The organism is Streptomyces sp. TRM49041 (assembly GCF_008271805.1).
Lineage (GTDB): Bacteria > Actinomycetota > Actinomycetes > Streptomycetales > Streptomycetaceae > Streptomyces.
Genome location: NZ_VSRY01000172.1, coordinates 91,137 through 117,763 on the forward strand (window position 1 = coordinate 91,137; position 26,627 = coordinate 117,763).

Annotated in this window: 19 protein-coding genes and 2 pseudogenes; 15 read left to right on the forward strand and 6 right to left on the reverse strand. The window is 68.9% G+C overall.

The features are described from left to right. Positions 1-160: 160 nt before the first annotated feature. Positions 161-1,282, forward strand: a complete 1,122-nt coding sequence (locus FVS66_RS35335; RefSeq protein WP_187645804.1) for a hypothetical protein — start codon at positions 161-163, stop codon at positions 1,280-1,282. A gap of 190 nt (positions 1,283-1,472) precedes the next feature. Here the strand turns inward: FVS66_RS35335 and tcmP are convergent. Further along, a pseudogene (gene tcmP, locus FVS66_RS36965) lies at positions 1,473-1,865 on the reverse strand (three-Cys-motif partner protein TcmP); the annotation flags it as partial. Between the two features lie 425 nt (positions 1,866-2,290). Here tcmP and FVS66_RS32635 point away from each other — a divergent pair. From FVS66_RS32635 to FVS66_RS32655, 4 genes are all read left to right on the forward strand, one after another. Continuing rightward, the gene (locus FVS66_RS32635) at positions 2,291-2,905 is read left to right on the forward strand and encodes a helix-turn-helix domain-containing protein (RefSeq protein WP_262387339.1); all 615 of its coding nucleotides are present in this window, start codon (positions 2,291-2,293) and stop codon (positions 2,903-2,905) included. A gap of 19 nt (positions 2,906-2,924) precedes the next feature. Next, the gene (locus tag FVS66_RS32640; RefSeq protein ID WP_149184867.1) at positions 2,925-5,021 is read left to right on the forward strand and encodes a hypothetical protein; all 2,097 of its coding nucleotides are present in this window, start codon (positions 2,925-2,927) and stop codon (positions 5,019-5,021) included. After that, on the forward strand, positions 5,021-5,731 hold the full coding sequence (locus FVS66_RS32645) for a helix-turn-helix domain containing protein (RefSeq protein ID WP_149184868.1): 711 nt from the start codon (positions 5,021-5,023) through the stop codon (positions 5,729-5,731). Before FVS66_RS32640 ends, FVS66_RS32645 begins: the two co-directional genes overlap by 1 nt. 618 nt (positions 5,732-6,349) lie before the next feature. Further along, positions 6,350-7,054, forward strand: a complete 705-nt coding sequence (locus tag FVS66_RS32655) for a restriction endonuclease (protein WP_149184870.1) — start codon at positions 6,350-6,352, stop codon at positions 7,052-7,054. 245 nt (positions 7,055-7,299) lie between these two features. Here FVS66_RS32655 and FVS66_RS32660 read toward each other — a convergent pair whose 3' ends face one another. Then, positions 7,300-7,836 carry a hypothetical protein gene (locus FVS66_RS32660; protein WP_149184871.1) on the reverse strand — a complete coding sequence of 179 codons (537 nt, stop codon included), beginning with the start codon at positions 7,834-7,836 and terminating at the stop codon, positions 7,300-7,302. A gap of 606 nt (positions 7,837-8,442) precedes the next feature. On the opposite strand from FVS66_RS32660, the gene FVS66_RS32665 reads away from it, so the two are divergent. The 3 genes from FVS66_RS32665 to FVS66_RS32675 all read left to right on the forward strand — a co-directional run bounded on the left by FVS66_RS32665 (position 8,443) and on the right by FVS66_RS32675 (position 11,707). Then, a complete protein-coding gene (locus FVS66_RS32665) occupies positions 8,443-8,706 on the forward strand; it encodes a helix-turn-helix transcriptional regulator (protein WP_149184872.1) in 264 nt (87 codons plus the stop codon). Between the two features lie 148 nt (positions 8,707-8,854). Continuing rightward, the gene (locus FVS66_RS32670) at positions 8,855-9,757 is read left to right on the forward strand and encodes a DUF6083 domain-containing protein (RefSeq protein WP_149184873.1); all 903 of its coding nucleotides are present in this window, start codon (positions 8,855-8,857) and stop codon (positions 9,755-9,757) included. A 483-nt stretch (positions 9,758-10,240) separates the two neighbouring features. Beyond that, positions 10,241-11,707: a UvrD-helicase domain-containing protein gene (locus FVS66_RS32675; RefSeq protein ID WP_149184886.1), complete on the forward strand. Its 1,467-nt coding sequence runs from the start codon at positions 10,241-10,243 to the stop codon at positions 11,705-11,707. A gap of 106 nt (positions 11,708-11,813) precedes the next feature. On the opposite strand, the gene FVS66_RS32680 is transcribed toward FVS66_RS32675, so the two are convergent. After that, the gene (locus FVS66_RS32680) at positions 11,814-12,824 is read right to left on the reverse strand and encodes a LacI family DNA-binding transcriptional regulator (RefSeq protein ID WP_149180201.1); all 1,011 of its coding nucleotides are present in this window, start codon (positions 12,822-12,824) and stop codon (positions 11,814-11,816) included. A 297-nt stretch (positions 12,825-13,121) separates the two neighbouring features. Between FVS66_RS32680 and FVS66_RS35340 the strand changes: the two genes are divergently transcribed. Further along, positions 13,122-13,946: an ATP-binding protein gene (locus FVS66_RS35340; protein WP_222946908.1), complete on the forward strand. Its 825-nt coding sequence runs from the start codon at positions 13,122-13,124 to the stop codon at positions 13,944-13,946. 170 nt (positions 13,947-14,116) lie between these two features. On the opposite strand, the pseudogene FVS66_RS32690 reads toward FVS66_RS35340, so the two are convergent. Both FVS66_RS32690 and FVS66_RS32695 read right to left on the reverse strand, forming a co-directional pair. After that, positions 14,117-15,313, reverse strand: a pseudogene (locus FVS66_RS32690) (IS110 family transposase). Positions 15,314-15,574: 261 nt separating this feature from the next. Continuing rightward, positions 15,575-16,624, reverse strand: coding sequence for a LacI family DNA-binding transcriptional regulator (locus FVS66_RS32695; RefSeq protein WP_316248170.1), 1,050 nt, complete (start codon positions 16,622-16,624; stop codon positions 15,575-15,577). Positions 16,625-16,868: 244 nt separating this feature from the next. Between FVS66_RS32695 and FVS66_RS32700 the strand changes: the two genes are divergently transcribed. From FVS66_RS32700 to FVS66_RS32725, 6 genes are all read left to right on the forward strand, one after another. After that, complete coding sequence (locus tag FVS66_RS32700; RefSeq protein WP_149180195.1) at positions 16,869-19,442, forward strand: ATP-binding cassette domain-containing protein; 2,574 nt, start codon at positions 16,869-16,871, stop codon at positions 19,440-19,442. Beyond that, positions 19,442-20,449 carry an ABC transporter permease gene (locus FVS66_RS32705; protein WP_149180194.1) on the forward strand — a complete coding sequence of 336 codons (1,008 nt, stop codon included), beginning with the start codon at positions 19,442-19,444 and terminating at the stop codon, positions 20,447-20,449. Before FVS66_RS32700 ends, FVS66_RS32705 begins: the two co-directional genes overlap by 1 nt. A 99-nt stretch (positions 20,450-20,548) precedes the next feature. After that, the gene (locus tag FVS66_RS32710) at positions 20,549-21,547 is read left to right on the forward strand and encodes a substrate-binding domain-containing protein (protein WP_187645426.1); all 999 of its coding nucleotides are present in this window, start codon (positions 20,549-20,551) and stop codon (positions 21,545-21,547) included. Between the two features lie 305 nt (positions 21,548-21,852). After that, on the forward strand, positions 21,853-22,860 hold the full coding sequence (locus FVS66_RS32715) for a substrate-binding domain-containing protein (RefSeq protein WP_399225058.1): 1,008 nt from the start codon (positions 21,853-21,855) through the stop codon (positions 22,858-22,860). 4 nt (positions 22,861-22,864) lie between these two features. Further along, positions 22,865-23,872: an ABC transporter permease gene (locus FVS66_RS32720; RefSeq protein ID WP_149180191.1), complete on the forward strand. Its 1,008-nt coding sequence runs from the start codon at positions 22,865-22,867 to the stop codon at positions 23,870-23,872. A gap of 439 nt (positions 23,873-24,311) precedes the next feature. After that, positions 24,312-25,040 carry a nucleoside/nucleotide kinase family protein gene (locus FVS66_RS32725; protein ID WP_149180190.1) on the forward strand — a complete coding sequence of 243 codons (729 nt, stop codon included), beginning with the start codon at positions 24,312-24,314 and terminating at the stop codon, positions 25,038-25,040. Positions 25,041-25,205: 165 nt separating this feature from the next. Here the strand turns inward: FVS66_RS32725 and FVS66_RS32730 are convergent, their stop codons facing one another. Continuing rightward, entirely contained in the window at positions 25,206-26,234 is a 1,029-nt protein-coding gene (locus tag FVS66_RS32730; RefSeq protein ID WP_262386854.1) for a LacI family DNA-binding transcriptional regulator, read from the reverse strand. Between the last annotated feature and the right edge of the window lie 393 nt (positions 26,235-26,627).

The window sequence follows — 26,627 nt, forward strand, 5'->3', positions numbered from 1 at the left end:
GCACCGAGGGCGAGCTGGTGTTCCTCGGCACGGCCCGGCCCGGCTCCACTCACGACCTGACCGCCGCACGCGCCGACGGCCCAAGCCTGATGCCACACCAGAGCGCCGCATCCCGCACCCCCGCTCCGGTGCCTCACACCGCTCCAACACCCCCCAGGACTTGATCGGGGAGACCGTCACTGCAGCCCTGGCCGCCCACAACGGCGATCAGCGCCAAGCCATCGCAGCACTCACCAGACGCGCAATCCCCGACGCCATGCGGCTGCTCGACGCGTGTCGAATCGGTGCCCGGTACGACATCGTCCGCCACCCCGCACTGCCCGAGACACTCCGCAAGCCGTCCCCGCACGCGCCTGACCGCCTCTGGGAGGCACGTCCCGACTGGCAGCGCCCGCAGGCACCAGACCAGACGGACCCGGTGGCGGCGCTCAACGTTAACGGTGCCTACCTAACCGCTTTGAAGACCCATCTTCCCCTCGGCCAGCTCCAGCCCACTGACCCTCACCCGCATGACCGGCGTCGTGCCGGCATCCATCTCATCACCCCCTCAGCCTGGGAACACGGCACCTACCTGCCCAACCCTCTCGGGCCGCGCCTTGAACCTGGACCTGTCTGGATTACCGAGTCCACTCTGCGGCTCCTGCTGCGCTTATCGAGCTCCAAGTACGCACTGTGTGACCCGCCGGTCATCCACGAGTCCTACACGTCCGGGTCCACCGAGAACCTGCTCGAGAAGTTCCGTACCACCCTGCGTGACGCACGGGCCCGCGCCCTCGACGAGGACGACGCGGTCACGCTGGAGTACGTGAAAGCCTTGTACTCCCAACTCGTCTCCACCATGGGGGAGACGACATCCAACAGGGATCTGCGCCGTCCCGACTGGATGCACATCATCCGCTCCCAAGCCTTCGCCAACCTATGGTCCAAGGCCTACAAGGCATATGCCGAAGGCCTGACCCTCGTGAAGGTATGCGGCACTGACGAACTGCACCTGCAAGGACAGTGGCGACAAGTCTTCCAAGAAGGCCGGGACCTCACTCGGGTCAAACTGAAGGACACCTACCAAGTCGCAGCGCTGTACCCCGAGGCCGAGCCGAAACAGCAAAAGAGGTGCAACGACCCGTATATCGAGAAGCGGCGCTACGAGTACGCGGGTGGGCGCTACGTGGGCTGTCGCAGCTGCGGGGGAGACCTGTGCACCTCGTGCCGGACCGCCCACCTTGCTCCGGCCGACGTTCCATACGAGTACAACGACGACAACCTGTGCCCGGCATGCCGATAGACGGCTCGGCGGTAACCGTCATGGGGCCGACCACCGACGCCGCGCACGAAGGGATGGTGTAGGGCGGCCCACCGCTATGGGCAGGGATCGAGCCCAGCCGACGTGCAGCGGGCCGCTGCCGCACCGGGCGGATAGGGTCGAAGATCCCCAGGATCGGGTGGCTCCAGGCTCCGAGCTCGTCGAGGACTGTGAGGCTGTCGCGGCCCGCTTCACCGCGTCGGACCTCCACCCGTACCGGCAGATCCTTGAGCGGCCCGAAGCGGGAGACGAGTTCCGCCACGAGGTGCTTGTGGCGCGCGCGGTCCTTCTCGATGAATATCAAATGCACCCGCCGGGGGCTGAGGCGCATGCGGTCGACCGCGTGATGACCGAGCAGGCGGTCCAGGATGAACACCGGTGAGCCGATCTCGCCGTCCTCGTAGCGGCCCGGGCCGGCGAACGCGTCCAGGAGCGTGACCCGGGGCCGGGAGTAGCCGGTGCTCTGGGAGGTCTGTAGCAGGATCGGCCACCAGGCGTCCAGGTACCGCTGGTACAACCGGTGCTTGGCCGCGGTCGCCGGCTCCAGCTTCCACAAGACGCCCATCCGTGCCCCCTGTTCAGGATCGCCACGGTCGGCGGGTGGCGCGTGCCAGTCGCATCCCCTGGTAACAGATGGTGTGCGCAACGACGTTCAGCGTAAAGACCGCGTATCAGCCGCCGGGGGAGCGGGCCCAGCCGACTGAAGAGCGTCGGCCACCGGATCGGCCCCCTCCGGGAGAATGGCCCGGTGAGTCTGCCGCGGAACCAGCCGACGGGTCGGCCGCCTCGTCCCCAGTCGCCTACCCCAGGTGATTCTTCGCTCCCATTTGCGCGGGTTCAATGACCTGACCGGCCGCCTCGTCCGCCTCCGTTATGGAGCCGACGGCAGGCAGGAGGCCTGGGCCTGATGGGCGGGCTCCGGTCTCGGATCTTTGACGGCCCCCTCAGGACTCCGCTAATCTTCATGCCTAATCAGATATCAGAGTTTGCATGCAGGAGGTGAGTGGGATGCTGCTGACGACCGGACAGGCAGCCCAGGAACTCGGCTGCGCCATCACCACCTTCCGCCGTCTCGTGCACGCCGGACTGCTGCCGGGCCTGTCCCGCCGTGGCGTGCGCGTCATGGTTCCGCTCAACGTGGTCCAGGCACTCGGTCAACGCCGACACGCCCCGCTGGACCGGCTGGATGCTCAAGAGGTCGCCGTCCTGCGAGTCGACGCGGCCAAGCAGGTACAGGAACCGGACCGGAACTGGATCGGCTTCGCGGCCTCCCTCGACGCCGACACTCTGCACCAGTCGCTGCACGGCTGGTGGCGCTGCGACCCGGCGAGCATCGCGGCCGGGGGAGTGCTCCCCGTTACGTTGTCCGGCTATGTGGTCGCTGTCCTGACCGGGCTCGACCAATGGGAGAGAGACGAGCGAGGACGGCATGGCTTCCCCCGTGCGAGGCTGGTCGGCTATGTCACCGACCTGGTCGAACCCGTCAAGCACCTGACCGCGACCGATCCCGTTGACAGGCAACTCGCCGACCTGCTGCTTGGCACCCGCCTGGTTTCGCATTCGGGCGGGACCATCGCCTACGTCTCCACCAACTCCGCCGACTGACCGCCCTCGAGGGATCGTGATGGACGCACAGACCTACACAGCCACGCTCGCCGACCTGCGAGCACTGCGGGACGAGATCAAGAAGGCGCGGGTGGCCCTGGCGAAGCTGGAGACGGCCCGGGACAAGAAGATCACCGCGCTGGCCGGGCACGCGAAGGCGAAAGCGGAGCGGATCGCTCCTGCCGCCGGTCTGAGCGTGGCCGACATCGTTCAGATCGCCCCCGAACTCGCCCCCGGCACCCTCGCTGAGCCGGCGCCTGCGGATGAACCCGCCGCCCCCGTCCCGCCGACTGTGCCCACCACGCCTGCGCCCACGCCGGAACCGGCTCCCGACCCTGCCCCTGGCGCTGCCGCTCCCGCGACCCCCCGGATCCACAGCCCGACGACCGCCCCGCCCACTGGTGCAGCGGGGCAGGCGACAGTGGCGGCCAGCCAGCAGGCTCGGGAGCTTCCGTCCATCCCCGCAGGGCCCGACGGCGACCGGTGGTTCGCCCACACGACCGGCCTGGCCTCCACGCATCCGAACTTCACTCAGCAAGCCCGCTCCACCGTCTTCCTCGACACTGACACCGGTGTCCTGGTCCACCGGGACCAGATCTTCCATCTCGACATGCCCGCCCCGACGGCGGCCGCCATTCTTGAGGCCGTCTTCCACACCCTGCCCGCCGGGGTGGAGAGGATCTTCATCACCGGGGGGACTCCCTGGCACTTCCAGGCTGACCGGTACCCGTTTCTCAAGGATGCCGTGGCCGCCTGGCTGAACGCACCCGTCCCCGGCTGGCGTACCGACACCGGCCGCGGCAAGGATCGGATGGCCGGACACTTCGTCCACCCCCGCAACCCCGTCGGCCGCTACCAGGCCCTGGGCGGCGACCATCACGTCGAAATCCGCTCTGCGGGGGAGTGGTTCGACACCGACGGCGCCACTCCCCACATCGTCCGCGACGCCTTCGTCCTCCTCTGGAAGGCCCTGCGCGCTCACTGGCCCGACGCTGTTCTCATGGGCTCGCCCTCCCAGACCGGCCGCGACCTGTGGACCCGCACCATCCCCACCCGCGGCCAGTACGCAGACGGCTACCCCGTCCTCTCCGAAGAGCTCCGCGGCCTGCTGCACGCCACCGCAGGCCAGGGCCGAACCGAACTGATCACCCCACCCCAGGTGCCTGAGCAGCTGCCTGCCCTGGTCGAGTACGACCGCACCTTCGCCTACGCCAAGCACACCTGGAAGTCAGCCGTCGGCACCCCGCAGCGGATCACCGCCGCCCGCTTCGCCTCCTGGAACGAGAAGGAACAGACCAAAGCCCTCTACGGCTGCGGCCACTGGCACATCCGCGTCACCGTCCCCCAGGGCTGGAACCACGTCGGCCTGCTGCCCGCCCCCGCACCCGGCGACCGCGCCTGGCACTACCCGGCCGTCCCCGGCACCACCTTCACCACCTGGGCAGGCGGCCCCGAGATCCACACAGCCCTCACCAACCCCCTGATGCCGTGGAGGATCGAAATCCTCGACGGCATCCTGTGGGAGGACGGCAAACCACTCGACGACTGGTCCAAGAAACTCAAAGAAGCCTGGGCCTCCCTCGCCGCCCAAGCCCAACTCCACGGCGACCCCGACCAGCGCACCGCCGCCCACCTCGCCTCCCGCGCCGTCCGCGCCCTCCTCCTCTACGGCATCGGCTCCTTCGCCCAACGCCCCCGCATCGTCACCGGCACCACCCCCCGCACCATGGAGCGCGACGTCCCCGCCGACGCCGAAATCATCGCCTTCACCGACGAGCAGATCACCTGGCAGCGCCCCACCGGCTTCAGCCGCGACCCCAACGCCCACCCCGAATGGGCCGCCGGCATCTGGTCCGCGGCCCGAGCCGCCCTCCTCACCCAGCGCCACCGCGACGACAACACCCACGTCGGTGCCCTGCACACCCCGCCCGGCACCGTCGTCGCCTTCCGCACCGACGCCCTCTACCTCACCCAGCCTCACGACTGGCCCTACCACGGCCAGCCCGGCGACTACCTCCTCAAAGGCCACCTCACCGGCCCCCTGAACGCGCCCAGGACCGAAGACGACCTCCTCGCCCTGCGCGACCTGGGCCGCACCGCACCGAGGAACCCCTGATGCCCCCACGCCGCCGCACCCTCAAGCCACAGCCAGGCGAAGCAGCCCGCCTCGCCGACCAACTCCAAGCAGCCGGCCTCACCAAGAAGGACATCGCCTGCATCATCAACCGCGACTCCTCCCTCGTCTCCCAGTTCTACACACGCGGCAAAGGCGCAGCCTTCGTCCCCGCCCTCACCACCGCCCTGGACGCCCTCACCACCGCCGGCATCACCGACCCCGCCGACCTCGCCGAACTCGCAGCACCCCACATCACCCGCCGCACCACCGCCGCCGGCACCAAAGCCAAAGTGCGCACCAAAGCCGTCCTCATCACCCCCACCGGCACCGGAACCGGACGCGCCGGAGCCCAGGCCATCGCCTCCGGCTCCGCCCGCCTACGCCCCCTCATCGCCGAAGCCGCACGCCAAAACCTGCGCCTGGCCTTCACCGTCCGCCTTGCCAAAAGCGGCTATGTGCACCCTTCCGGCAGTCGTACCGACTCACCCGGCATCCGCCGCGACGTCATCCAGCGCTCCGACCACACTGAAGAACGCTCCTACGGCTCCGCCACCACCGGCGGATTCGACTCCGTCGACATCGCCCGCCGCGTCGATGCCGCGGGCGGCGACGTCACCGCGGCCATCCACCAATGGCTCGTTGAAACCGGACGCATCCACCCCGATGCGCACATCACTCACCTTGAGGTCCGCACCTGGCGGCCGCGCTGACACGTTCTGCGTGGCTCGCTCCGCGACACACGCAGAGCCGGGCTCAGCGACCCTGGCCCCGAACTCTGTGATGGAGACGCCCACTTCGGGGGCACACGACTTCCTTCGAACATGGATGTGTTTTCCGCCAATCGCCTGCAACGTCGACTGCCACGGCTCCCAGGCATAGCGACTTCCGACCGCCTCTCTTGACATGCCGACAGCATGCCTGGCGAGGCAGAGAACACCAGGTATGTCCACCGCTCAGCGGTGTGCAGCAGCAGAAATCGAACGGCGGGCAGGCGAACGTCCAATTCGCGCTCTAGCCAGACCGCACGTGGTGATCGATCCGGCGGTTTTGTCGGTGCCCGCTGCTACACCAACTCTCAGAGGGAGCCGGCTGGACGGCTCCACGAGGGAGGGCAGGGACATGGCGGGCAAACCACGCGAGGGCTACTACCGGGTCCGCAGTCACTGGAGGCGGAAGCCGGGACCGAGCAGGAAGAAGATGAGCGGCTGGACGATCGCTGCGATCGTCGCGGGCATCTGGTTATGGGGCCAGTTCATCGGTTTCGGCGAGGCCGGCGAGTCACCCGCACCCGCGCCGAACCCTGCTGTCTCGTCCTCGGCGGAGCGCTGATGGCCAGGCGGCGGCTTCGGCCGCGTATGCCCCGCGGGGCGGGGGAGTGGGCTGCGGCCGCAGTCGTCGCTCTCGCCGCGGTGACCTTGGCGACGAAGACCGCTGTGGCGATCGCTGTGGCTGCTCAGCAGGCATGGCCGGTGCTGGTCGCCCTTGCCGCCGCTGGTCTTCTCTGTGCAGGCTGGCGGGCATGGCGCTCGGCACGCGCCGCGCGCATGCGAGCACAGAGCCTGGCGCGTCTGCGGATCACACTGATGCAGATCGACGCCATGGACGACCAGGACTTCGAGTTCGTGCTGCGTGACCTCCTCATCAGGGACGGCTGGAGCGCCCGACGCGTCGGCCGGCAGGGGGACCAGGCCGCCGACGCCATCGGACAGCACGGGCGGCGGGGCAGGATCGTCCTCCAGGCCAAGCACACGACGGTCGGCGCAAAGGTCGGCGTCCACGTCATGTATCAGGTGAAGGGAACCGCGGGCCCCGTCCACGGCGCCGACCACGCGGTCGTTGTCACCAACGGAACTTTCACCCGCGACGCCAGGGCATGGGGTGAGAAGCACCAGATCCACTGGATTGACCGCGACCGGCTCCGAACCTGGGCCGAACACGGCGCCCCGCTCCATGACCTGCTGCGGTTGCCCGACCGGCGTCCACGGCGAGCGCTCGCCCCGCGCACGATCCGCCCACGCTCAAGCATCACCTGAGCGTCGTCAGGTTTGCAGGTACCCACCCGCCAAGCCCGCGGCTCCCGGCAAGGGAGCAAAGAACGCTTGCTTCGGTACCGGCGAGGACGTCGGACATCAGGACGATTGCAGCGCCGGCGGGTGTGCGTGTGGGCACACGGACGGCCACTGCCGGCATCGTCGCCGGATGACCCGGCCGGGTCATCCGGCCTGTCTCTGCCTGCCGCTAGCACACGCGAAACCCGCAAGACGAAAGGGGGCGAGCGTCACTGACCCGAAAGGCCGCCCGCCCGCAGGCGGTCCACCGCGCGGGTCAGTTCCACAGGCGTGAGACCTCGAGCACGGGACAGGACTTCGCGCTCCGCCGGGCTCTGGGCAGCATGTGGAGACCGGCAAGCGGAGAGGGCCAGAGCCATCAAGGCGGCATTGGAGTCGTAGTCGTTGTCGGCGCCGTACTGCCGGGCGGTGCGCAGCGCCCAGTCTGCTGCCCGAACACGCTGACGCCGGGCGGGGTGCGGGCCGTGGTGGCTCAGGAGCTGTACCCACACGGGCCCTGCCGGTGCGGTGAGCCGCATGAGCCAGTGCGCGTCCTCGAGTTCGTCCCACGGGGTCGGCGTCGAGCCCAGTCGCATGCCGCGCAGCAGGCCGACCGGCAGGGCGAGCTGGCCGTCTGCGTCGGCGCGCAGCGCGCACTGCACGGCCAGTAGCCGTGCCGGCGCGCCGACGTCTTCGGGCAGGCATGCATGCAAGGAGGCCAGCGTGTCCCGGACCAGGGTCTGCTCCAGCAGCTCGAGGCCGCTCATGCCCTCCTGCCGGGGAGTCGGCCCTGCCGACCGCTGTGCAAGGAGGGCGGTGTCGGGGACCACGGCGGTCCGCGGGGTGGCCGAGGCGCAGGCAGCGCACGCATCAGCCAGTCGCCATACCCGGCCGCCTCGCTCCTGCGTAAGGACCAGGAGAACAGGGCCGGCGCATCCGCGATGCCGCGGATGCCACCGGCAGCCGCGCTCATGGCACTGGCAGGTACGCAGATGCGCGGGAAGCCTGTCGCGGCGCGCATGGCCCGCGAGATGAGCGAGGGCTGCCGGGCGCCCGGCCTGCGAGCCCGGGCGCTGGGCGCCGATCGCGCAGCGGTGGCAGTGCAGGGTGGGGCCGCCTGGATGGGGGCGCAGCTCCACCGTCCAGGTGCGGGGCACCAAGGGGTATGTGGTGCACGGCCTCATGATGTGCGCGGTCCTCCTGCTTCTGCGCCGGCGCTCAGCCGTGCGTGATGGTGCTGTGTCGCCGCGGGGGAGTAGCGGCGGCCGCACACCGTAGTGCAGACCTCTGCCCTCCGCCATGCGCGGCCACCTGCAGAAATAGGGCAGAGGTCTGCACTGACAGGGCAGGTGTCTGCACCTTCGGATGGTGGAGTGACGATCTTCCCGCCCGACCCGAACCTCACCGCGCTACGCCTGGAGCTGGCGCGCCTGAGGAGCGAACGCGGCTGGACCTACGACGAACTCGCCAGCCACAGCGGCCTGGCCAGACGCACCCTCATCGACATCGAGCAGGGCCACGCCGTCGGAACCCTCAAGAGCTGGCACGCCCTCGCCCACGCCCTCGACGTGTCCCTCGACCACCTCCTCGGCACCCTCTGCGAAGGCCACACCCCGCCCGCCGCCACCGACGGCTAGCCACCCCTGTTGAGACCACCCGAAAGGGACTCTCGAATAGGACACCCGCGCGACAACACGCCTGCATGTTCCCCCTGATTGGGCCATCGGCGTGAGAATCACGGCGCGCTCACCACATCCCCGGCGCGTCGCTGCCACCGTCGCGGCCATGCAGCCCCGCCACACCGCCGCGCCCGGCCGTCACTGGAACGGAAGCCCCACCACTCGCCTCCCACTGCGCCCCCTGCGGGTCGCCGCCGACAGTCCCAGCCGCCTGCTGTGTACCGCCCAGCCCGCCCCCTGCCGCACCTGCGGAAACCGCACCGACTGGTACGCCCGCTCCCACGGCCGCCCGATCGGCCTGCACCCCCACGAGCTGCCCACACCGGCCCTCCCAGCTGCCTGCCGCTGGCACGTCGCCTCCGGCGTCGCCTACCCCTCCCACGACGGCTCCGCCTGGTGCCGCATCCCCCACACCCTGCTCTGCCCCGCAGGCGAGGCGCCCGAGCCGCTGACAGCACCCCTGGCCGAGCTCCGCCGGCGCCTCGCCCTGCGCACCCGCCGCCTGCTCGACACGGGCGCCTTCACCCCCGCCACCACAGCCGGACCTTCCGTACCGGCCGCCGCATGCCGTCCAGACAGGCCCATCGTGCAGATCCTCTACGGCCGCTACCTCGCCGCCTGCCCGGTCGACGCCATCCAGTGCGTCGCCCAGACCCGAAGGCGCCACCGCTGCACCAGCCCCGTCCTCGACCCAGCCGACCCCAGCGGTATCTGGACACTGATGCCCGCCACCGCCTGCCACGGGCAACTCGCGCTCCCTGCTGGCGACATGGCCGTCTACGACCTCACCCACCTGCCCTACGACATTCAGATCCGCTGGCGCACCCAACGCTGCACCACCCACGCAGCCGCACCCGCAGCCGCCGACCTGGACCTCGCCGACTGGGAACCCTTCGACCCGCTCCTCCACCACGCCCACATCCACCACCGCCTCCCAGACAGGGCCCGGCGAACAGGCCACGCCCCCCTCCGGGGCTGCCCCGCACGTCGTTTTCGTGGCGAGGCGTGAGCCATGCCGCTGCACGCCATCGAGATCGCCCTGACCCGGCCGGCCACACCCGGCGAACTCCACCGCGCCACCCGGGCCATGGCACTGGCCCCGAACGCCGACCGCACACGGCTGATGACCCTCGCCTCGGCCAAGACACCCCACAAAGCGCTGCAACGCACCCGCAAGCGCCTGCAGGACCTGCTACCTCTCGACATCCTGACCACGCACTACCCCGACCCCACCGGCGGCATCATCCTCAACATCGCCCTGCCCGCTGAGAGCCACGCCCAGCTCGAGGAAGCAGCGCACCGCGCGGGACAGAGCCCAGAGAGGCACCTCGCGCAGGCCGTACTCCACTCCCTCGCCCGCGCCGAGCAGGACCAAGCCCGGCGGCTCGACGCCGCACTCGAGCAGCCTTACCTGGAGCACGCCTCGTCAGCTACTGGCGGCGGCCGCCCGCACCGCCGGCCACCCCACCACCGCACACGGAGCATCACCGTGCTGAGCCCCACCCCCGAACAGACCTCAGCCGCCGACGCCTTCAGAGCCGGCGACCACCTCGCGCTCCAGGCAGGAGCCGGCACCGGAAAGACCAGCACCCTCACCCTCCTCGCCGCATCCGCACCACACCGCCGCGGCCGCTACATCGCCTTCAACAAAGCCATCGCCCAGGACGCAGCCACCCGCTTCCCACCCACCGTCACCTGCAAAACCGCGCACGCTCTCGCCTACGCGGCCGTCGGACACCGCTACGCCCGCCGCCTCGGCGGCCCCCGCCGGGCCGGCTGGAAGACAGGACAAGCCCTCGGCATCACCAAGAACCTCCGCATCGCAGGCCGCGAGGTCACACACAAAGCCCTCTCACAGACCGTGCTGAAGACCGTGACCCGCTACTGCCACTCCGCCGACCGCACCATCACCCGCCACCACGTCCCACGCCTCCGCGGACTCGAGACCCCCGAGCAGCACACCCAACTCACCGAAACAGTGCTGCCCTTCGCCCGCAAAGCGTGGGCGGACCTCCAGCACCCCGAAGACGGAGTCGTCCGCTTCGACCACGACCACTACCTCAAAATCTGGGCCCTGAGCGATCCGCGGATCGAAGCCGACTACCTCCTCCTCGACGAAGCCCAGGACACCAACCCCGTCCTCGAACACGTCATCGCCGCACAGCGCGACCACACGCAAGTGGTCGTCGTCGGCGACTCCGCACAAGCCATCTACGGATGGCGCGGCGCCCGCGACATCATGACCGGCTTCAACGGCACCACCCTCACCCTCTCCCAGTCCTTCCGCTTCGGCCCCCACCTGGCCACCGAAGCCAACCGCTGGCTCACCATCGCAGGCGCCCCCATCCGCCTGACCGGCACCACCACCATCCCCACCGAACTCGCCCCAGCACCCCACCCCCAGGCCGTGCTGTGCCGCACCAACATCGGCGCCCTCACCGAAGTCCTCACCCACCTCACCGCCGGCCACCGAGTCGCCCTGACCGGGGGAGGAGACAGCCTCCGCAACCTCGCCCTCGCCGCCCGAGACCTCAAAGAAGGACGCCACACCGTCCACCCCGAACTCATCCTCTTCCCCACCTGGGGCGAACTCCAGGACTACGCCGAGACCGACCCCGCAGGCCGAGACCTCAAACCCTTCGTCGACCTCATCGACCAACACGGCACCGACACCCTCCTCGCCGCCGTCGACCAGCTCGTACCCGAAGACACAGCCCACGTCACCATCTCCACCGCCCACCGCGCCAAAGGCCGGGAATGGAACACGGTGAGAATCGCCGACGACTTCACCCCTCCCAAGGACACCGACCAGCGAGACCACACCGGCCGACCCGTCCCGCCACCCATCGACGAAGCAGAAGCACGCCTGGCCTACGTAGCCATCACCCGAGCCCGCACCTGCCTCGACCTCGGCGGCCTCTCCTGGATCAACAACCACCCCGCCGGGATCCCGTCATAGCGGCGTGCGTGCACGGATCACGTGGCAGCCGCAAGGCCCCAACTTCGTGGATAGCTGCAGGGGCATCCCTGCCGGTGCGGGGAGCAGCATGCCGACGGAATGCCACTCAGGACGATGCCTTGTCAGCTTCCTCTGGTGGGCACCCGCATGATTCGCGGTGCTGGAACGTCGGCTGGATCAGCACGCGGCGTGGCGGCAGGTCCGGGTGCGAGATCCGGGACAGCGCGAGTTCGAATGCCTGCTCGCCGATCATCAAGGTGGGCTGGGCGATGGCTGTCAGCCGTGGATGGAAGAGGTCCGACCACTCGAAGTCGTCGAAGGCGACCAGCGCGATGTCTTCGGGGACCCGAACGCCGATGGAGCGCAACCCTCGCATGGCCCCGATGGTCATCTGGTTGTTGGCCACGACGACTGCTGTGGGCGGCTGGGGGAGGCTCAGTAGTTTGGTAACCGCTTGTTGGGCCGGTGTGGCCTGTGAGCCTCCCGAAAGGAGATACTCCTCCCGTCTGGAGATGCCGTTGCGTTCCAGGCCTCGTTTGTAGCCGCGGACGCGTTCCTCCGTCGTGGCCAGCCCGGGGCGGCCGGAGATCATCGCGATACGGGTGTGGCCGATCTCTGCGAGGTGGTCGACGAGACGGGCCGTGGACTCGATGTTCTCGACACCGATCTGGTCGACTTCCTCCCTGACGAAGCGGTCGAGCACCGTTACGGGCACGCCGGCCTGCCGCGCATAGCCCAGCGTCCGCTCGGCATCGCCCGACGGGGCGAGAACGATCGCGCTGACCTTGCGTCTCAGCAGTTCGCCGACAGCGCGCAGCTCGGTGTCTGCGTCATCGTGTGTTTCGGCCAGGAGGAGTGAATAACCTTCCTTGGTCGCCCGTCGGTCCAGGCCGTGAACGACGTCGGCGAAGTAGGGATTGGAGATCGCGGACATGGCCAGCCCGATGGTGCCGAACTCTTCGCGCTGCTGCCGGACCATCTTCTCCGGGACGTAGCCGCAAGCGGCTACCGCGTCGTGTACGAGCCGGGCGGTGTCGGGAGCTACCGTCCGGGTCCTGTTCAGCACGTGCGAGACCGTCGAGACCGAAACGCCCGCCAGCTCCGCCACGTCGCTCATGGTGGCCGTCTGCCGTGGCCGTCTGCCTGCCATGCAAAGATGCTAGCAAATTTTGCGCAAATGAGTCGTTCGATCCGGGTGCTTGCCCCCTTTCTTCGGCGCCTCGCCGTCACGAGGGGCTTCCGGCAGTGGTACGCCCGGGGATCGACGCTTCGCCTCCTTCGATCCTTTCCGGCTGAAGGACTGCTGCACACAGTCGGCGTACAAAGCTTTGCGCAAATGCTTTACCGGGTGTTGCGGGCCGCTGTAGCGTCCCTTTTGAGCCGCCCGGTATGGGACAGCGAGGAGGTCGCCACCATGATCACGAAGAGCTTCAGTCCCGCTGACCGCCTGGCGGCGGCCTGTGACCCCCTGGCTGTGCAGCCCGGACACGCGTCCCCCGGCCAGGGGGCAGCAGGGGCACACGAAGCGGAGTCGGATCAACCCGTCAACGGCCGGCACCCCGCATGCAGCAGGCCATGCGGTGCTCGCTCCGCCACTGGCACTCATCACGCGCATTTCGGCTCGACGTCAGGAAATCGCATGCCTGTCATGACTGCCGCCCTGTTTTCGCGTACAGAGCACGGCAGCACGCCTGACACGAACGCGCTGGGCAACGCACCTTCCTCTTCCCTGCGCCAGATCCATGCGGAACTCCCCATGGACGCCGGCAGGCGCGACTCGGGTGCCGCCCGACGAGCTCACGCGGTGTGTTCCATGTCCGCGTCCGGCGAGGCCGTGTCAGCCCTGCGGGCTTTCGCGCAGGACACGGCGGAGCATTGGGGGATTCCCGAGGACGCCGTCTACACGCTCCGTGTGGCCGTCTCCGAACTGGTGACGAACGCAGTTCTGCACAGCGGCAGCGCCGACGTCGAACTGGCGATGCATCTCAGCGGGGCCACGGCAATCATCCGTGTCAAGGACAGCGGTACATGGACGCCGCCGGAGCCGTCGGCGAAAGACCGGCACGAAGAGGATGAGGTTCACGGGCGCGGGCTGCACATTGTTCGCGCGTACGCCACGAGGTGCACGGTCGAATCCTCGTCGAGGGGCACGGAAGTCCGCGCCGAGATCGATGTGTCGGCGTCCGCACCGCAGTTCTTCGAGTACGGCACAGGACTCGTGCCCAGCGGCACTCTCTGACGTGTGCCGCCAGCCGGCCGGCCTCGGTGTCCCCCGCCGGAGCGGACGCGTCCACGGACGGCGGGGCAGGGGCCGCCCGAAAGTTCGCTGACTCCGCGGAATATGCGGGCCGGCAGGGTCTGCAGGCCGTCCGGGAGTTTCGCGGCTGCCCCGGCTTCCTAATGCTGTTGTCAAGCGGCAGTGGTGACCGGTGGTGTCACTTCGTAGCACCGTCGGTCACGGATCAGGGCCCAGATGACGTTGACGCGTCGGCGGGCGAGGGCGAGCACGGCCTAGACGTGTTTCTTCCCCTCGGCGCGTTTGCGGTCCTAGAACTTCCGCGAGTTCGGGTCGTAGCGGATGCTGACCAGCGCCGAGGTGTAGAAGACCCGCTGGAGTCTTCGGTGATAGACGAGCGGCCGGTGGAGGTTGCCGCTGACGTTGCCCGAGTCGCGAGGTGCGGGGGCGACGCCGGCGAAGGCCGCCAGGGCGTCCGGGGAGTCGAACTCGTCCAGGCTGCCGCCGACGGCGGCGAGGAACTCGGCACCCAGCACGGTGCCGATGCCCGGGACGCTCAGGACGATGTCGGCGAGCTCGTGCTCGCGAAACCGGCCCTCGATGAGCTTGTCCATCTCGGAGATCTGCTCGTTGAGGGCCATCACCTCCTCGGCGAGGGTGTGGACCAGCTTGGCGATGGTCTTCTCGCCTGGAACGGCGGTGTGCTGGCGCTCGGCGGCCTCGACCGCCGCTTCGGCCAGGGCTCTCGCGCTGCGGACCTTGCGGTTGGCCAGCCACTTCGTCAGCCGCGCGGTGCCTGCGCGCCGGATTGCGGCCGGGGTCTGATAGCCCGTCAGGGGCCTGAGCGGGCCGGTGTTGGTCATGTCCAGGGCCCGTTCCAGGGCCGGGAACATGCTCAGCAGGGTGCCGCGGAGGCGGTTGACGGCGCGGGTGCGGTCCTCGACCAGGTCGGCTCGGCGTCCGGTCAGCAGCTTGAGTTCGATGGCGGCTTCGTCGCTGGGGCGGATGGGCCGCAGGTCGCGGCGCATCCTGGCCTGGTCGGCGATGACGTAGGCGTCGCGGGCGTCGGTCTTGCCCTCGCCGCGGTAGCCGTCGGAGGCCCGGTTCACCAGTCGGCCGGGCATGTAGAGGACCTCCTGGCCGTGGCCGACCAGCAGGGTCAGCAGCAGCGCGGGCTCGCCGCCGGTCATGTCGATGGCCCAGGTGACCTGACGGCCGTCGGCCAGGTCCAGGACGTCACCGATCAGTTTCAGCAGCTCGGGCTCGTCGTTGGCCACCCGCCGCGACAGCAGCGTCTTGCCGTCCTCGTCCAGGGCGAGGCCGTGATGGTGGCCCTTGCCGCTGTCGATCCCCGCCCATATCCGGCTCATCGCGCTCCTGACGTACGTGTTCGTTCTGTGCGTACCACGGACGACCTCGCCGGCATTGCTCTACACAGCGACTTGTTCGCACTTCCTAATCGGCGGCCGAGTCGTCGTGGGGTGCCGGGCGGCGAAGCCAGGGAAACCACGAGACGGCAGCCGCCTGATAGCCACACCCAGCACCCCTGGGCGACCCAACCCTACGAATGGCTCGATCAACCCGATCAAGAAGGTAGAGCCGTCTGAATCGCGGGCGAGCCGAGGGCGTGTTCACGGCGAGGGCTCCTCGTCGCGAGGTGAGACGGAAGGTGCTTGCGTATCGGTGCCTGGCCGAGGGGGACAGCCGCAGGACCGGCGGTGCATGAGTCGGGGCTCGAGCCGCTCGACGCGCGGCTTTGCGTCAGGATGCGCGAGGCGGTCGAGCAGCAGCTGCACGGCGCGCTCACCCAGGGTGTCGCAGGGTTGGGCGAACGCGGTCAGCGGCGGGTCGAACAGGTCCGCGCCGGGCAGGTCGTCGTAGGAGGCCAGCGCCATGTCGTCAGGGATGGACAGCCCGGCCTTCCTGAGCGCCTGCATGGCGCCGATCACCATGGCGTTGTTGCCGACGATCAGAGCGGTCGGTGGAGCGTCGGCGGCGAGCAGGCGCTCCAGCGCAGCATGGCCCCCGGGGATGTCGGAGTTTCCTTCGGCCACCAGTGAAGGGTGGTAGTCGAGCCCGTTGCGCGCCAGGCCCAGCCGGTAGCCGGCGAGGCGCTCCCGGCTGGTGCCCAGCCCGGCCCTTCCGCTGATCAATGCGATCCGGCTGTGGCCGAGAGTGGCGAAGTGTCCGACCAGGGAGACAGTGGCCTCCTCGTTCTCCGGGCCGATCTGGTCGAAACGGTCGTCGACGAGGCGGTCCACCAGCACAGTGGGCATCTCTGATGCCCTCAGGTGATCCAGTGTGCGTCCAGGGCTGACGGAGGCGGCCAGGATGATGCCGTCGACGCGCCGCTGGCGCAGGCTGCGGACCACCTCGAACTCGCGCTCGGGTTCGTCGTGCGAGTCGGCCAGGAGCACAGTGAGTCCGGCGCTGACCGCGGCCTGGTCGACGCCGGCGAGCACTCCCGCGAAGAAGGGGTTCGTGATCGCCGAGACGACGACGCCGATGGAACTGGTCCTCGACATGGCGAGGGCGCGGGCGAGCGTGTTGGGGGTGTAGCCGGTGCGGACGATCGCTTCCTCGACCTTCCGTCGCGTCTCCTCGCCCACCGGTCGCGTCCCGTTGACCACGTAGGACACCGTGGCGATGGACACGCCCGCGGCGCGCGCAACCTCTGTCATGGTCGTCACGGGATCCACCTTCGCTATTCGGGGACGGCCGTCTGCCCCCCGATGTTAACCGCTTAGATTCTTGTTCGCCCGCCTCTTGCTAAGCGCTTAACCGTCCCCTAGTGTGACCGCCACCCAGCTGATCTAAGCGCTTAACAAGCGTGCGTCACGAGCTGGTCCGCCGGCGCCGCCCTCTGGCCTCGCGCTGTTCCTTCTTCTCCCCGCAGTGCACGAACCCGACCTCACAGGAGCCGCGATGGAAACTGCCCATACACACAGTCGCGCGCCGAAAGCCGCAGAACCGGACGTCGTGACCGGCGCCGTCGCAGCGGAACTCGTCGACGCGGCGAAGGTGTTCGGGTCGACCACGGTCCTTGACGGGGTGTCCCTGAGCCTGCGCCGCGGCGAGGTACTCGGCCTGCTCGGCGAGAACGGCGCAGGCAAAAGCACCTGCGTCAAGATCCTGGCCGGCGTGTACCGGCCGGATCGGGGCGTCGTGCGCGTGGGCGACCGCGACCTGACGTTCCACAGTCCCGCCGACGCCCGCCGTCACGGGATCGCCGTGGTGCACCAGCACCCTGGGCTGTTCGGCGATCTTTCGATCGCGGAGAACATCTACGCCGGCCGGTTGCCCCTCACCCGAGCGGGCGCCGTGGACTTCGCACTGATGCGGAGGGAGGCTGCCCGCTGGCTCTCGATGCTCGGCCTGGAACGGGACCCGAGCCTGCCGGTGTCGTCGCTGTCCACTTCTGAACAACAGATGGTGGAGATTGCTCGGGCGCTCGCGGGCGACGCCGACGTGCTGATTTTGGACGAACCGACGGCCGCTCTGTCCGCCGGAGAGGTGGCCACGCTGGAGAACGTCATCCGCCGCCTCCGGGAGCGCGGCGTGGCGATGATGTTCGTGGGCCACCGGATGGAAGAGATCTTCCGGATCTGCGACCGGCTGGCGATCCTGCGTGACGGTCGGCTCCTGCAGACCGTGCGGAGCGCTGACATCACCCAGCGGGACGCGGTCGCCCTGATGGTGGGCCGCGAACTCACGGACCTCTACCCCGAGCGCGATGTGATGTTGGGTGAGCCCGTCCTGCATGTCACCGGGCTCTCCCGGCAGGGGGACTTCGACGGGATCGACCTCTCCGTGCGGGCGGGTGAGATCGTCGGCCTGGCGGGCCTGGTGGGCAGTGGCCGCACGGAGCTGGCGCGGGTGCTGTTCGGTGTGCACAGGCAGGACGCCGGCGTCATCCACCTGGACGGCGAGCCGGTCGCACTGCGATCGGTCGCTGATGCTCTCTCGCGCGGGATCGCCTATGTGTCGGAGGACCGCCGCGGGCAGAGCGTGATCGAGGACTTCTCCGTACTGGAGAACGCCACGCTGCCCGTGATCGACAAGGCGTCCCGGTTCGGCCTGGTGCTCCGGCATGCGCAACTGGCGCTGGTGTCGGGCCCGTTGGCGAGGATGAAGCTGCGCTCCGCCGGCTTCGACCAGCCCGTCGGAGCTCTGTCGGGCGGCAATCAGCAGAAGATCGTGCTCGCGAAGTGGCTGGCCGTGCAGCCGCGCCTGCTGATCCTGGACGAGCCGACCCAGGGCATCGACATCGGCGCCAAGGCCGAGGTCCACCGGATCATCAACTCCCTAGCCGAGAAGGGGATGGCGATCATCCTCATCTCCTCCGACCTGCCCGAGCTGCTCGGGATGTCCGACCGGGTCCTGGTCATGCGGCACGGTTCGGTGGTCGCGGAGTTCGACCGGGAGCGGGCGACGCCCTATGCCGTGGGACTGGCCGCCACCGGAGTCGGTGAGAAGGGCGCGCCGGAGCCGGGGGAGTCCACCGTGGACCCGGCACAGCAGCGCAAGCGATCGGTGCTGGCCCGAATCCGTTCCCGCAGGGAAACGGGCCTGCTCATGGCGCTCCTCGCGCTGACGCTTCCCCTGAGCCTGCTGAACCCGCAGTTCCTGTCGCTGGGCAACCTGACCGACCTCGCGGTCAGTGCGTCGCTGCTGGGCACCGTGGCACTGGGCCAGCTGCTGGTCATGCTGACCCGCAACATCGACCTGTCGGTGTCGTCGGTCATCGGGCTGACGGCCTTCGCCTCGGCATTGCTGATCAAGGAGCATCCCGGCCTCCCGATCGTGGTGCCCGTGCTCCTGGCGTGTGCCGTCGGGCTTGCCTGCGGCGCGTTCAACGGGCTGATCGTGTCCTACGGACAAGTGCCCTCCATCGTGGCCACGCTCGGCACTCTCGCGCTGTTCCGGGGAATCGACGCGATGATGTCCGCGGGCAAGCAGGTTGCGGCGGGCGAGGTGCCGGCGGCATGGCTGGAGTGGACGGCGGCCAAGCCGCTCGGCGTGCCCATGCTGATCTGGGTCAGTCTGGTGCTCTTCGTCGCGGCCGGGTTCGCGCTGGGGCGCACCAGGCGTGGGCGCGAGCTGTACGCGTCGGGCTCGAATCCGGCGGGCGCCCGGCAGATCGGCATCCCGGTGGACCGGCACGTGCTGGGTGCGTTCGCCGTGTCGGGACTGCTGGCCGGCCTGGTCGGGGCGCTGTGGGCCTCGCACTACGGCACGGTGGACGGGCAGGCGGCCTACGGCCTGGAACTGACCGTGATCGCCTCGGTCGTGGTGGGCGGGGTCGCGCTGCGTGGCGGTTACGGAAGCGTGCAGCAGGTTGCTCTGGGCACGTTCGCGCTGCTGGTGATCGAGAACATCCTGACGCTGGTGCGGGTCGACTCGCGTTACCTGCAGGCGGTGTTCGGCGCCGTGATCCTCGTTGCCGTCTCGCTCGACGCGGTGCTCGCCCGCCGCCGCTCGCACCGGAGGGCTGCCTGATGTGGCACGCCCTGCGCGCCCGGATCACCAGCTGGGACTACATCCTCGCCGCTCTCGTGGTCGTTCTGCTCCTGACCGCCTCACTCCTCCTGCCCGGTTTCGCGGGCGGCTTCAACTTCGCGAACTCGGTCTCGCAGATGTCGGACAAGGCACTGCTCGTGCTGCCGCTCGCCCTGCTGATCATCGCCCGGGAGATCGACATCTCCGTGGCCAGCATCGCAGGCCTCAGCGGCGTCGTGCTGGGCATGGCCCTCCAGTCGGGCATCCCGCTGCCCCTCGCCATCACGCTGGCGATGCTGGCCGGAACGATGTGCGGAGCACTCAACGCCCTGCTGGTCACCGTCGTCGGGCTGCCCTCGCTCGTGGTCACCCTGGGCACGCTCGCGCTGTTCCGCGGCCTGTGCTACGTACTGCTCGGCGGGACACCGATCACCGACATCCCCCTGTCGCTCATCACCTTCGGCAACGACACTCTCCCGGGCACCTACCTGCCCTTTGACATCGTGCCGTTCCTGGTGCTGGCACCACTGTTCGCGCTCTTCCTGCACCGCACCGCAACGGGACGCCGTACGTACGCCATCGGTGGCGGACCGCAGATCGCCGTGTACTCCGGCGTTCGCGCGGACCGCATCCGGTTCGGCCTGTTCATCGTGTCGGGAATCGTCGCCGCGCTGGCGGGAGTCATCACTGTGGCCCGGACCAGCCAGGCCGCACCGGACGGGGCACTCGGCTTCGAGCTCGACGCGATCACGGTCGTGTTCCTCGGCGGCGTCAGCGTGCTGGGCGGAAAGGGCCGCATGCCCGGCGTCTGCTGGGCGCTCGTCCTCGTGGTCGGCCTGCGCAGCATGCTGCAGCTGGGCAACGTCAGCGGCTATGCCCAGGGCGCGGCAGTCGGGCTGCTGCTCATCCTCTCGCTGCTGATCACGAACACGACCCACCGGATCCATGCCGCTGTGACCCGCCGCCGGTTGCGGGCGACCGCGGTCCCGCAGTCGGCGAGCCCGTAGTCAACCTGCACGAACCGGCCCCATCCATCCCCCGAAGTACCTGTGCCACCCCTGGAACGGAGAACCGCAATGAAGTGTCGGAGATCGATCGCACTGGCTGTGACCTTGGCGCTGGGCGCCGCGGTGAGCGGCTGCGCCGGCGACGGCGGCGCCACACGGGCCGGAGCCGCGTGTGCCTCCGGGCCCGTGACGGTCGGCTACCTGCCTAAGCTGGGCACGGACCCGTACATGACGACGATCCGCGACGGGGCGAACGCCGCGGCCGAGGAGATAGGCGGGGACGTCCTCTACACCGCGCCCAGCGAGGCCACCGGCGCCGCCCAGATTCCGTTCGTCAACCAGCTGATCGCGAAGAAGGTCGGCGCCATCGTGATCTCCGGCAGCGACCTCAACGGCGCGGCAGCAGCGCTGAAGAAGGCGCAGCAGGCAGGGATCACGGTGATCTCCGTCGATTCCGACGTCGCCCCCGACGCGCGGTCACTGTTCATCAACCAGGCCAGGACCGCCGAGCTCGGAGCGAAGATGCTCGACAGCATGGCCGAACTCATGGGTGGCCAGGGCGAGTTCGCGGTGCTCTCGTCCACGGAGACGGCCGTCAACCAAAACGCATGGATCAAGGACATGAAGGCCAGGTTGGCCACCGATCCGAAGCTGAAGGAGATGAAGCTCGTCACGGTCGCCTACGGCCAGGAGAAGGCCGACGTCAACGCCCAGAAGGCGAAGTCGCTCGTGCAGGCCTACCCGGACCTGAAGGGCATCGTCGTCCCGGCCGGCATCGGACTGCCCGCCGCCGCGGAGGCGCTGTCCCAGACCGGTGATCTCGGCAGGGTGAAGCTGACCGGGCTGGCCCCCGCCTCGCTGATCAAGAAGTACGTCCGCAGCGGCGATGTCCAGGACATCTGGTGGAATGTGCACGACCTCGGCCACCTGTCGTACTACGCGGCCCAGGCACTCGCGCAGTGCAAGATCGAAGCCAAGCGCGGACAGAAGATATCCGCCGGTTCCCTCGGTACCTTCACGGTCGGCGACCAGGGCGAGGTCGTCCTGGGGCCGGCCACCGTCGTGACTCCGGAGAACATCGACGACTTCGCGTTCTGAGCGGCATCGGGCAGGACAGCTGTCCTCCACCTGTGCGCCACGGGGTGGGGGCAGCGCCGCGGCAGCCGCCGGGGAGGGATTCGCGGCGAGCCCGCCCCGGCGGCCCAGCGCTCGTGGGCGCGGTCGCCCTCCCCTTCCAAGGCGCCCCCGCTAGACGCCCCTGCCAGGGCTTTCCGAGTGGGTGAGGAGTGCGGCCACACCGGTACGCAAAGCTTTGCGCAATTGCTGTACGCAATTGCGGCAGAGAGGTATTGTCGCTTTTGCCTCGCCTCATATATGGCCAAAACAGGAGGTATTTCATGTCTTTGAACAGGGTGCAGGTCAGATCCACGGCGCTCGTCCTTGCAGCTTCTTGTCTGGCGATGACTGCCGCCTGTACGTCCGAGAAGAGCGGCAGCGGTTCCACCGCCGGCGACGAAGTCGCGATCGGGCTGGTGACCAAGACCAACACCAACCCCTACTTCGTCGAACTCCGCGAATCCGCCATGGCCGAGGCCGACAGGCGTGGCGTGAAGCTGATCGCCCTCGCGGGCAAGTTCGACGGCGACAACCAGGGCCAGGTCGACGCCATCAACAACCTCGTCGCCCAGAACGTCAAGGGCATCCTCATCACCCCCAGCAGCTCCAAGGGGGTGCTGGGAGCCATCGCCGCGGCGCGCGCCAAGGGCATTCTCGTGATCGCACTTGACACCGCTACGGACCCCGCCGATGCGGTCGACGCCACCTACGCCACGAACAACAAGGCCGCCGGCGTCACGCAAGGCACGTACGTCCGTGCCGCGCTCGACTCGCAGACCCCCAACGTGCTGCTCCTGGACGGCACCCCCGGATCCACCGTGGACGACCAGCGCCACAACGGATTCCTCGAGGGCTTCGGCCTCACCGAGAAGTCGCCGGAGATCAAGGGCACCGCGGTCACCAACGGCGACCAGACCAAGGCCCAGACGGCGATGGAGAACCTGCTTCAGCGCGACCCCGGTGTCAACGCCGTCTACACGATCAACGAGCCCGCCGCCGCCGGTGCCGCCAAGGCGCTGGCCGGAAAGCCGGCGGCCGAGCGTGTCGTCATCGGATCGATCGACGGTTCGTGCACCGGCGTACGCAACGTCAAGGACGGCAAGTTCGCCGCCACGGTCATGCAGTTCCCGAAGAAGATGGCACACATGGGAGTCGACGCCGTCGTCGAGTACGCCGAGAACGGCGCCAAGCCGTCCGGCTTCATCGACACCGGTTCCCAGCTCATCACCGACAAGCCCGTGCCCGGCGTGCCCAGCAAGGACACCGCCTGGGGCCTGCAAAACTGCTGGGGATAGCCATATGATCACCACCACTGTCGCACAGGAGCAGCAAGCGGTGCCGCGCAGTCGCGCGCTGCTCAAGTGGTTCGCCAACAGCACCACCGCGGGCCCTCTGGTCGCGCTTCTGGTCGCGATCGCCGTCTTCGCCCTGAGCACCGACACCTTCTTCACCGTTGACAACGGCTCTCTCATCGTCCAGCAGGTGCTCGTCACGGGCACCCTGGCCATCGGACAGACCCTGGTGATCCTCACGGCAGGCATCGACCTCGCCAACGCCGCCATCATGGTGCTGGGAACCCTGGTGATCGCCAAACTTGCTGCGGAAGGCGGGATGCCGGGCCTGGCCGCACTGGCGGTCGGCATCGTGCTGTGCACGGTCCTCGGAGGGATGTCCGGGACTCTCGTCACCTGGCTCAAACTGCCGCCGTTCATCGTCACTCTCGGCGTGCTCAGCGTGCTCACGGCCACCTCGCAGCTCTACGCGAGCGGACAGAGCTTTCCCGTCACGTCGTCGGTGCTCACCTGGCTCGGGGAGCGCAGCTACCTGTTCGGGCAGATCGAGGTCACCACCGGCATGGGAGTGATGATCCTGCTGACCGCCGGTGTGTGGTTCGCTCTCACCCAGACATCCTGGGGGCGCAACGTCTATGCGGTCGGTGACGACGAGGAATCCGCCCGCCTCAGCGGCGTCAACACCAAGCGCGTGATTCTGAGCGTGTACCTGCTCGCCGGCTTCGTCTACGCCATCGCCGCCTGGCAGGCGCTGGGACGCATCCCCAATGCCGACCCCAACGCCTTCCAACTGGGCAACCTGGAGAGCATCACGGCCGTCGTCATCGGCGGTACCAGCCTGTTCGGCGGACGAGGCGGCATCCCGGGCACCATCCTGGGCGCACTGGTGGTCACCGTTCTCGCCAACGGACTGACCCAAGCCGGCATCGACAGCCTGTACCAGCAGGTGGCCACCGGCATTCTCGTCATCGTCGCGGTCGCCGTGGACCGGCTGGTCAGAAGCCGCGCGACATGACTCGCAGTATGCATCACCCCCTCCGGGGCGATGAGAGGCCCGTCGCGCCGCGCGGCCGGCGGAACTCCGCCCTGGAGGGCAATGCCCCAAGCGGCACGAAAACCGTCGGACGGGCCGCGCCCCGCGAAGACGTGTGCGCCGACCGCGCACCGGACGCCGAGGCGCAAGCCGACGAGGCCCTCGCCGTGGCCGGTGACGCCGGCCGCAGCATGCCGGGGCTCCCCGAAGCCTTGTTCAGGGCTCTCGTGCCGGCTGCCGGCACCGCCGCACGGGACGGGCGGTGGCTCGCACTTCCCGACCCCGTCTGGTGTTCTATGACGGAGACCGTGGGCCTCATGACCGGTGCGCTCAGGCTCGGCACAAACGGCCGTATTGCACAAGCGAGACGGCCTGCGCCCGACCGCGTGTCCAGTTCCGCCTTCGTCCCTTGGGAGAACACATGACAGACGCCCTCGCCGCTTCGGGAAACCCCGGAGAGATCGAGCCGATCTATCACGATCCGCCGCTGCGATCCCTTGCCGAAAGCGCACTGCGCCTTTCGGTACCGCGCCGCGCCCTCCTCGGCATCGTCGGTGAGCCGGGGGCCGGCAAGTCCACGTTTGCCGAACAGCTTCTGACGGAAATCGAGGCGATCCGACCGGGTGTTGCCACGGCGGTTTCCATGGACGGATTCCACCTTGCCCAGCGAGTCATCGACAGAATGGGAATGTCGCGGGACAAGGGAGCCATCGAAACGTTCGACGCCTACGGATTCGTCGCCATGCTTCGCCGCGTCCGAGAAGAGACCGACCACACGGTGTGGTGGCCCGATTTCAGCCGGGAGATCGAGGACCCGGTCGCCCAGTCGCTGGAGGTGGCCCCTCATCATCAGGTGGTGATTGTCGACGGCAACTTCCTGCTGGCCGATGAACCGCCGTGGAACCAGGTACGCGATCTGCTCACGGAGACGTGGTTCCTCGACGCCGCTCCGGCGGAACGCCGGCAACGCCTGATGAATCGCTATGTCCGCTACGGCTTCAGCCCGAGCAGCGCGCAGATGAAGACCGACGGGGTCGATGAGCAGACCAGCGCGAGAATCCGGCGCACAGGGTACTCCGCCGACCGGATTCTGAGCGAGCGGCGTTCATGCAGCCCCACAACGCAGAGGGCGGGGGCGTGCAGGCACTGAGGCGGCGTCGCGCGCCCCGCCCCTCCGCCTCCCGGCGGCCGGAGGGGCGGGAATCGCTGTGTCCGGGCCGTGACGGCCGGGCGCGACGACCCGCCCGGCGCACGGGACTGCGGGTGCGCTCGAGGGCAGACGGGCGCGCCGGGTACGGCCCGGCCGTGAACCGGGTCAGCCTGACTCGGCGGAGCAGCCGCACGACTCGCGGTGCTGGAACGTCGGCTGGACCAGCACCCGCCGCGCTGCCAGACCAGGGTCCGCGATCCTCGACAGCGCGAGCTCGAAAGCCTGCTCACCGATCATCAGGGTGGGCTGGGCAATGGCTGTCAGACGCGGCTGGAACAGATCCGACCACTCGAAGTCGTCGAATGCGACCAGTGCAAGGTCGTCGGGAACCCGCATGCCGACGTCCCGCAGCCCCCGCATGGCGCCGATGGTCATCTGATTGTTGCCGACCACGACCGCAGTGGGCGGCCGGCTCCGGCTCAGCAGCTCGGCGATCGCGTGCTGAGCCGGGCCGGCCTGCGAGCCCCCCGAAACGAGGTACTCCTCCCGCCTGGGGATGTCGTGGCGTTCCAGGCCGAGTCGGTAGCCCTGGACGCGCTCTTCCGTGGTGGCAAGCCCGGGACGACCGGAGATCATCGCGATCCGGGTGTGGCCGGCCTCTGCCAGATGACCGACCAGCCGGGCCGTTGACTCGACGTTCTCGACACTGATCTGGTCGGCCTCATGCCTGACGAAGCGGTCGAGGACCGTCACGGGGACTCCGGCTCGCCGCGCGTAGTTCAACGTCCGCCCTGTGTTGCCTGAGGGGGCCAGGACTATGGCACTCACCTTGCGTCTCAGCAGCTCACTCACCGCGCGCAGTTCGCCGTCGGGGTCGTCGTGCGTCTCGGCCAGCAGGAGAGAGTAGCCCTCCTGCGACGCACGCCGGTCGAGACCGTGCACGACATCGGCGAAGTAGGGGTTGGAGATCGCCGACATCGCCAGGCCGATGGTGCCGAGGCCCTCCTGCTGATGCCGGGCGGCCTTCTCCGGCACATAACCGCAGGCGGCGACCGCGTCGCGCACCAGCCGGGCGGTGTCGGGAGCGACCGCCCGCGTCTTGTTCAGCACATGCGAGACCGTTGAGACCGAAACGCCCGCCAGCCGTGCCACATCGCTCATGGTGGCCGTCTGCCGCGGCCGTCTGCCTGCCATGGCGGCATGGTAGCAATGTTTTGCGCAAACAAAAGAAAGAGGGGTTGCCGCCGCGGGCCGGAGCCGGCGGCCGGGCCTCTGCGGCTCCCGGAACCGGCGCCGTGCGGGGCGCCCACGGACGTGGTGGCACATGCGATCGGGTTCTGCCGCCGGTACGCCGCTCGTGGTCAATGCGTTCCCTTCAGAAATCGACCGGCACTGAACGGGGCCGGACCGGACACGCGGCGTTTCGTATGCGGTTCGGCCCAGGCGGTTTCTCGCGGCCGAACGCCGCCGCGGCGCGCACACCGGCATTTCTCCGAGCGGGACACATGTGTCCCGTCTCAGCGAAGTTAGCCGGCGGTGTCGCGTTGACCTGCGAGGGCTGGATTGGGTGAGACGGCTGCCAGCAGC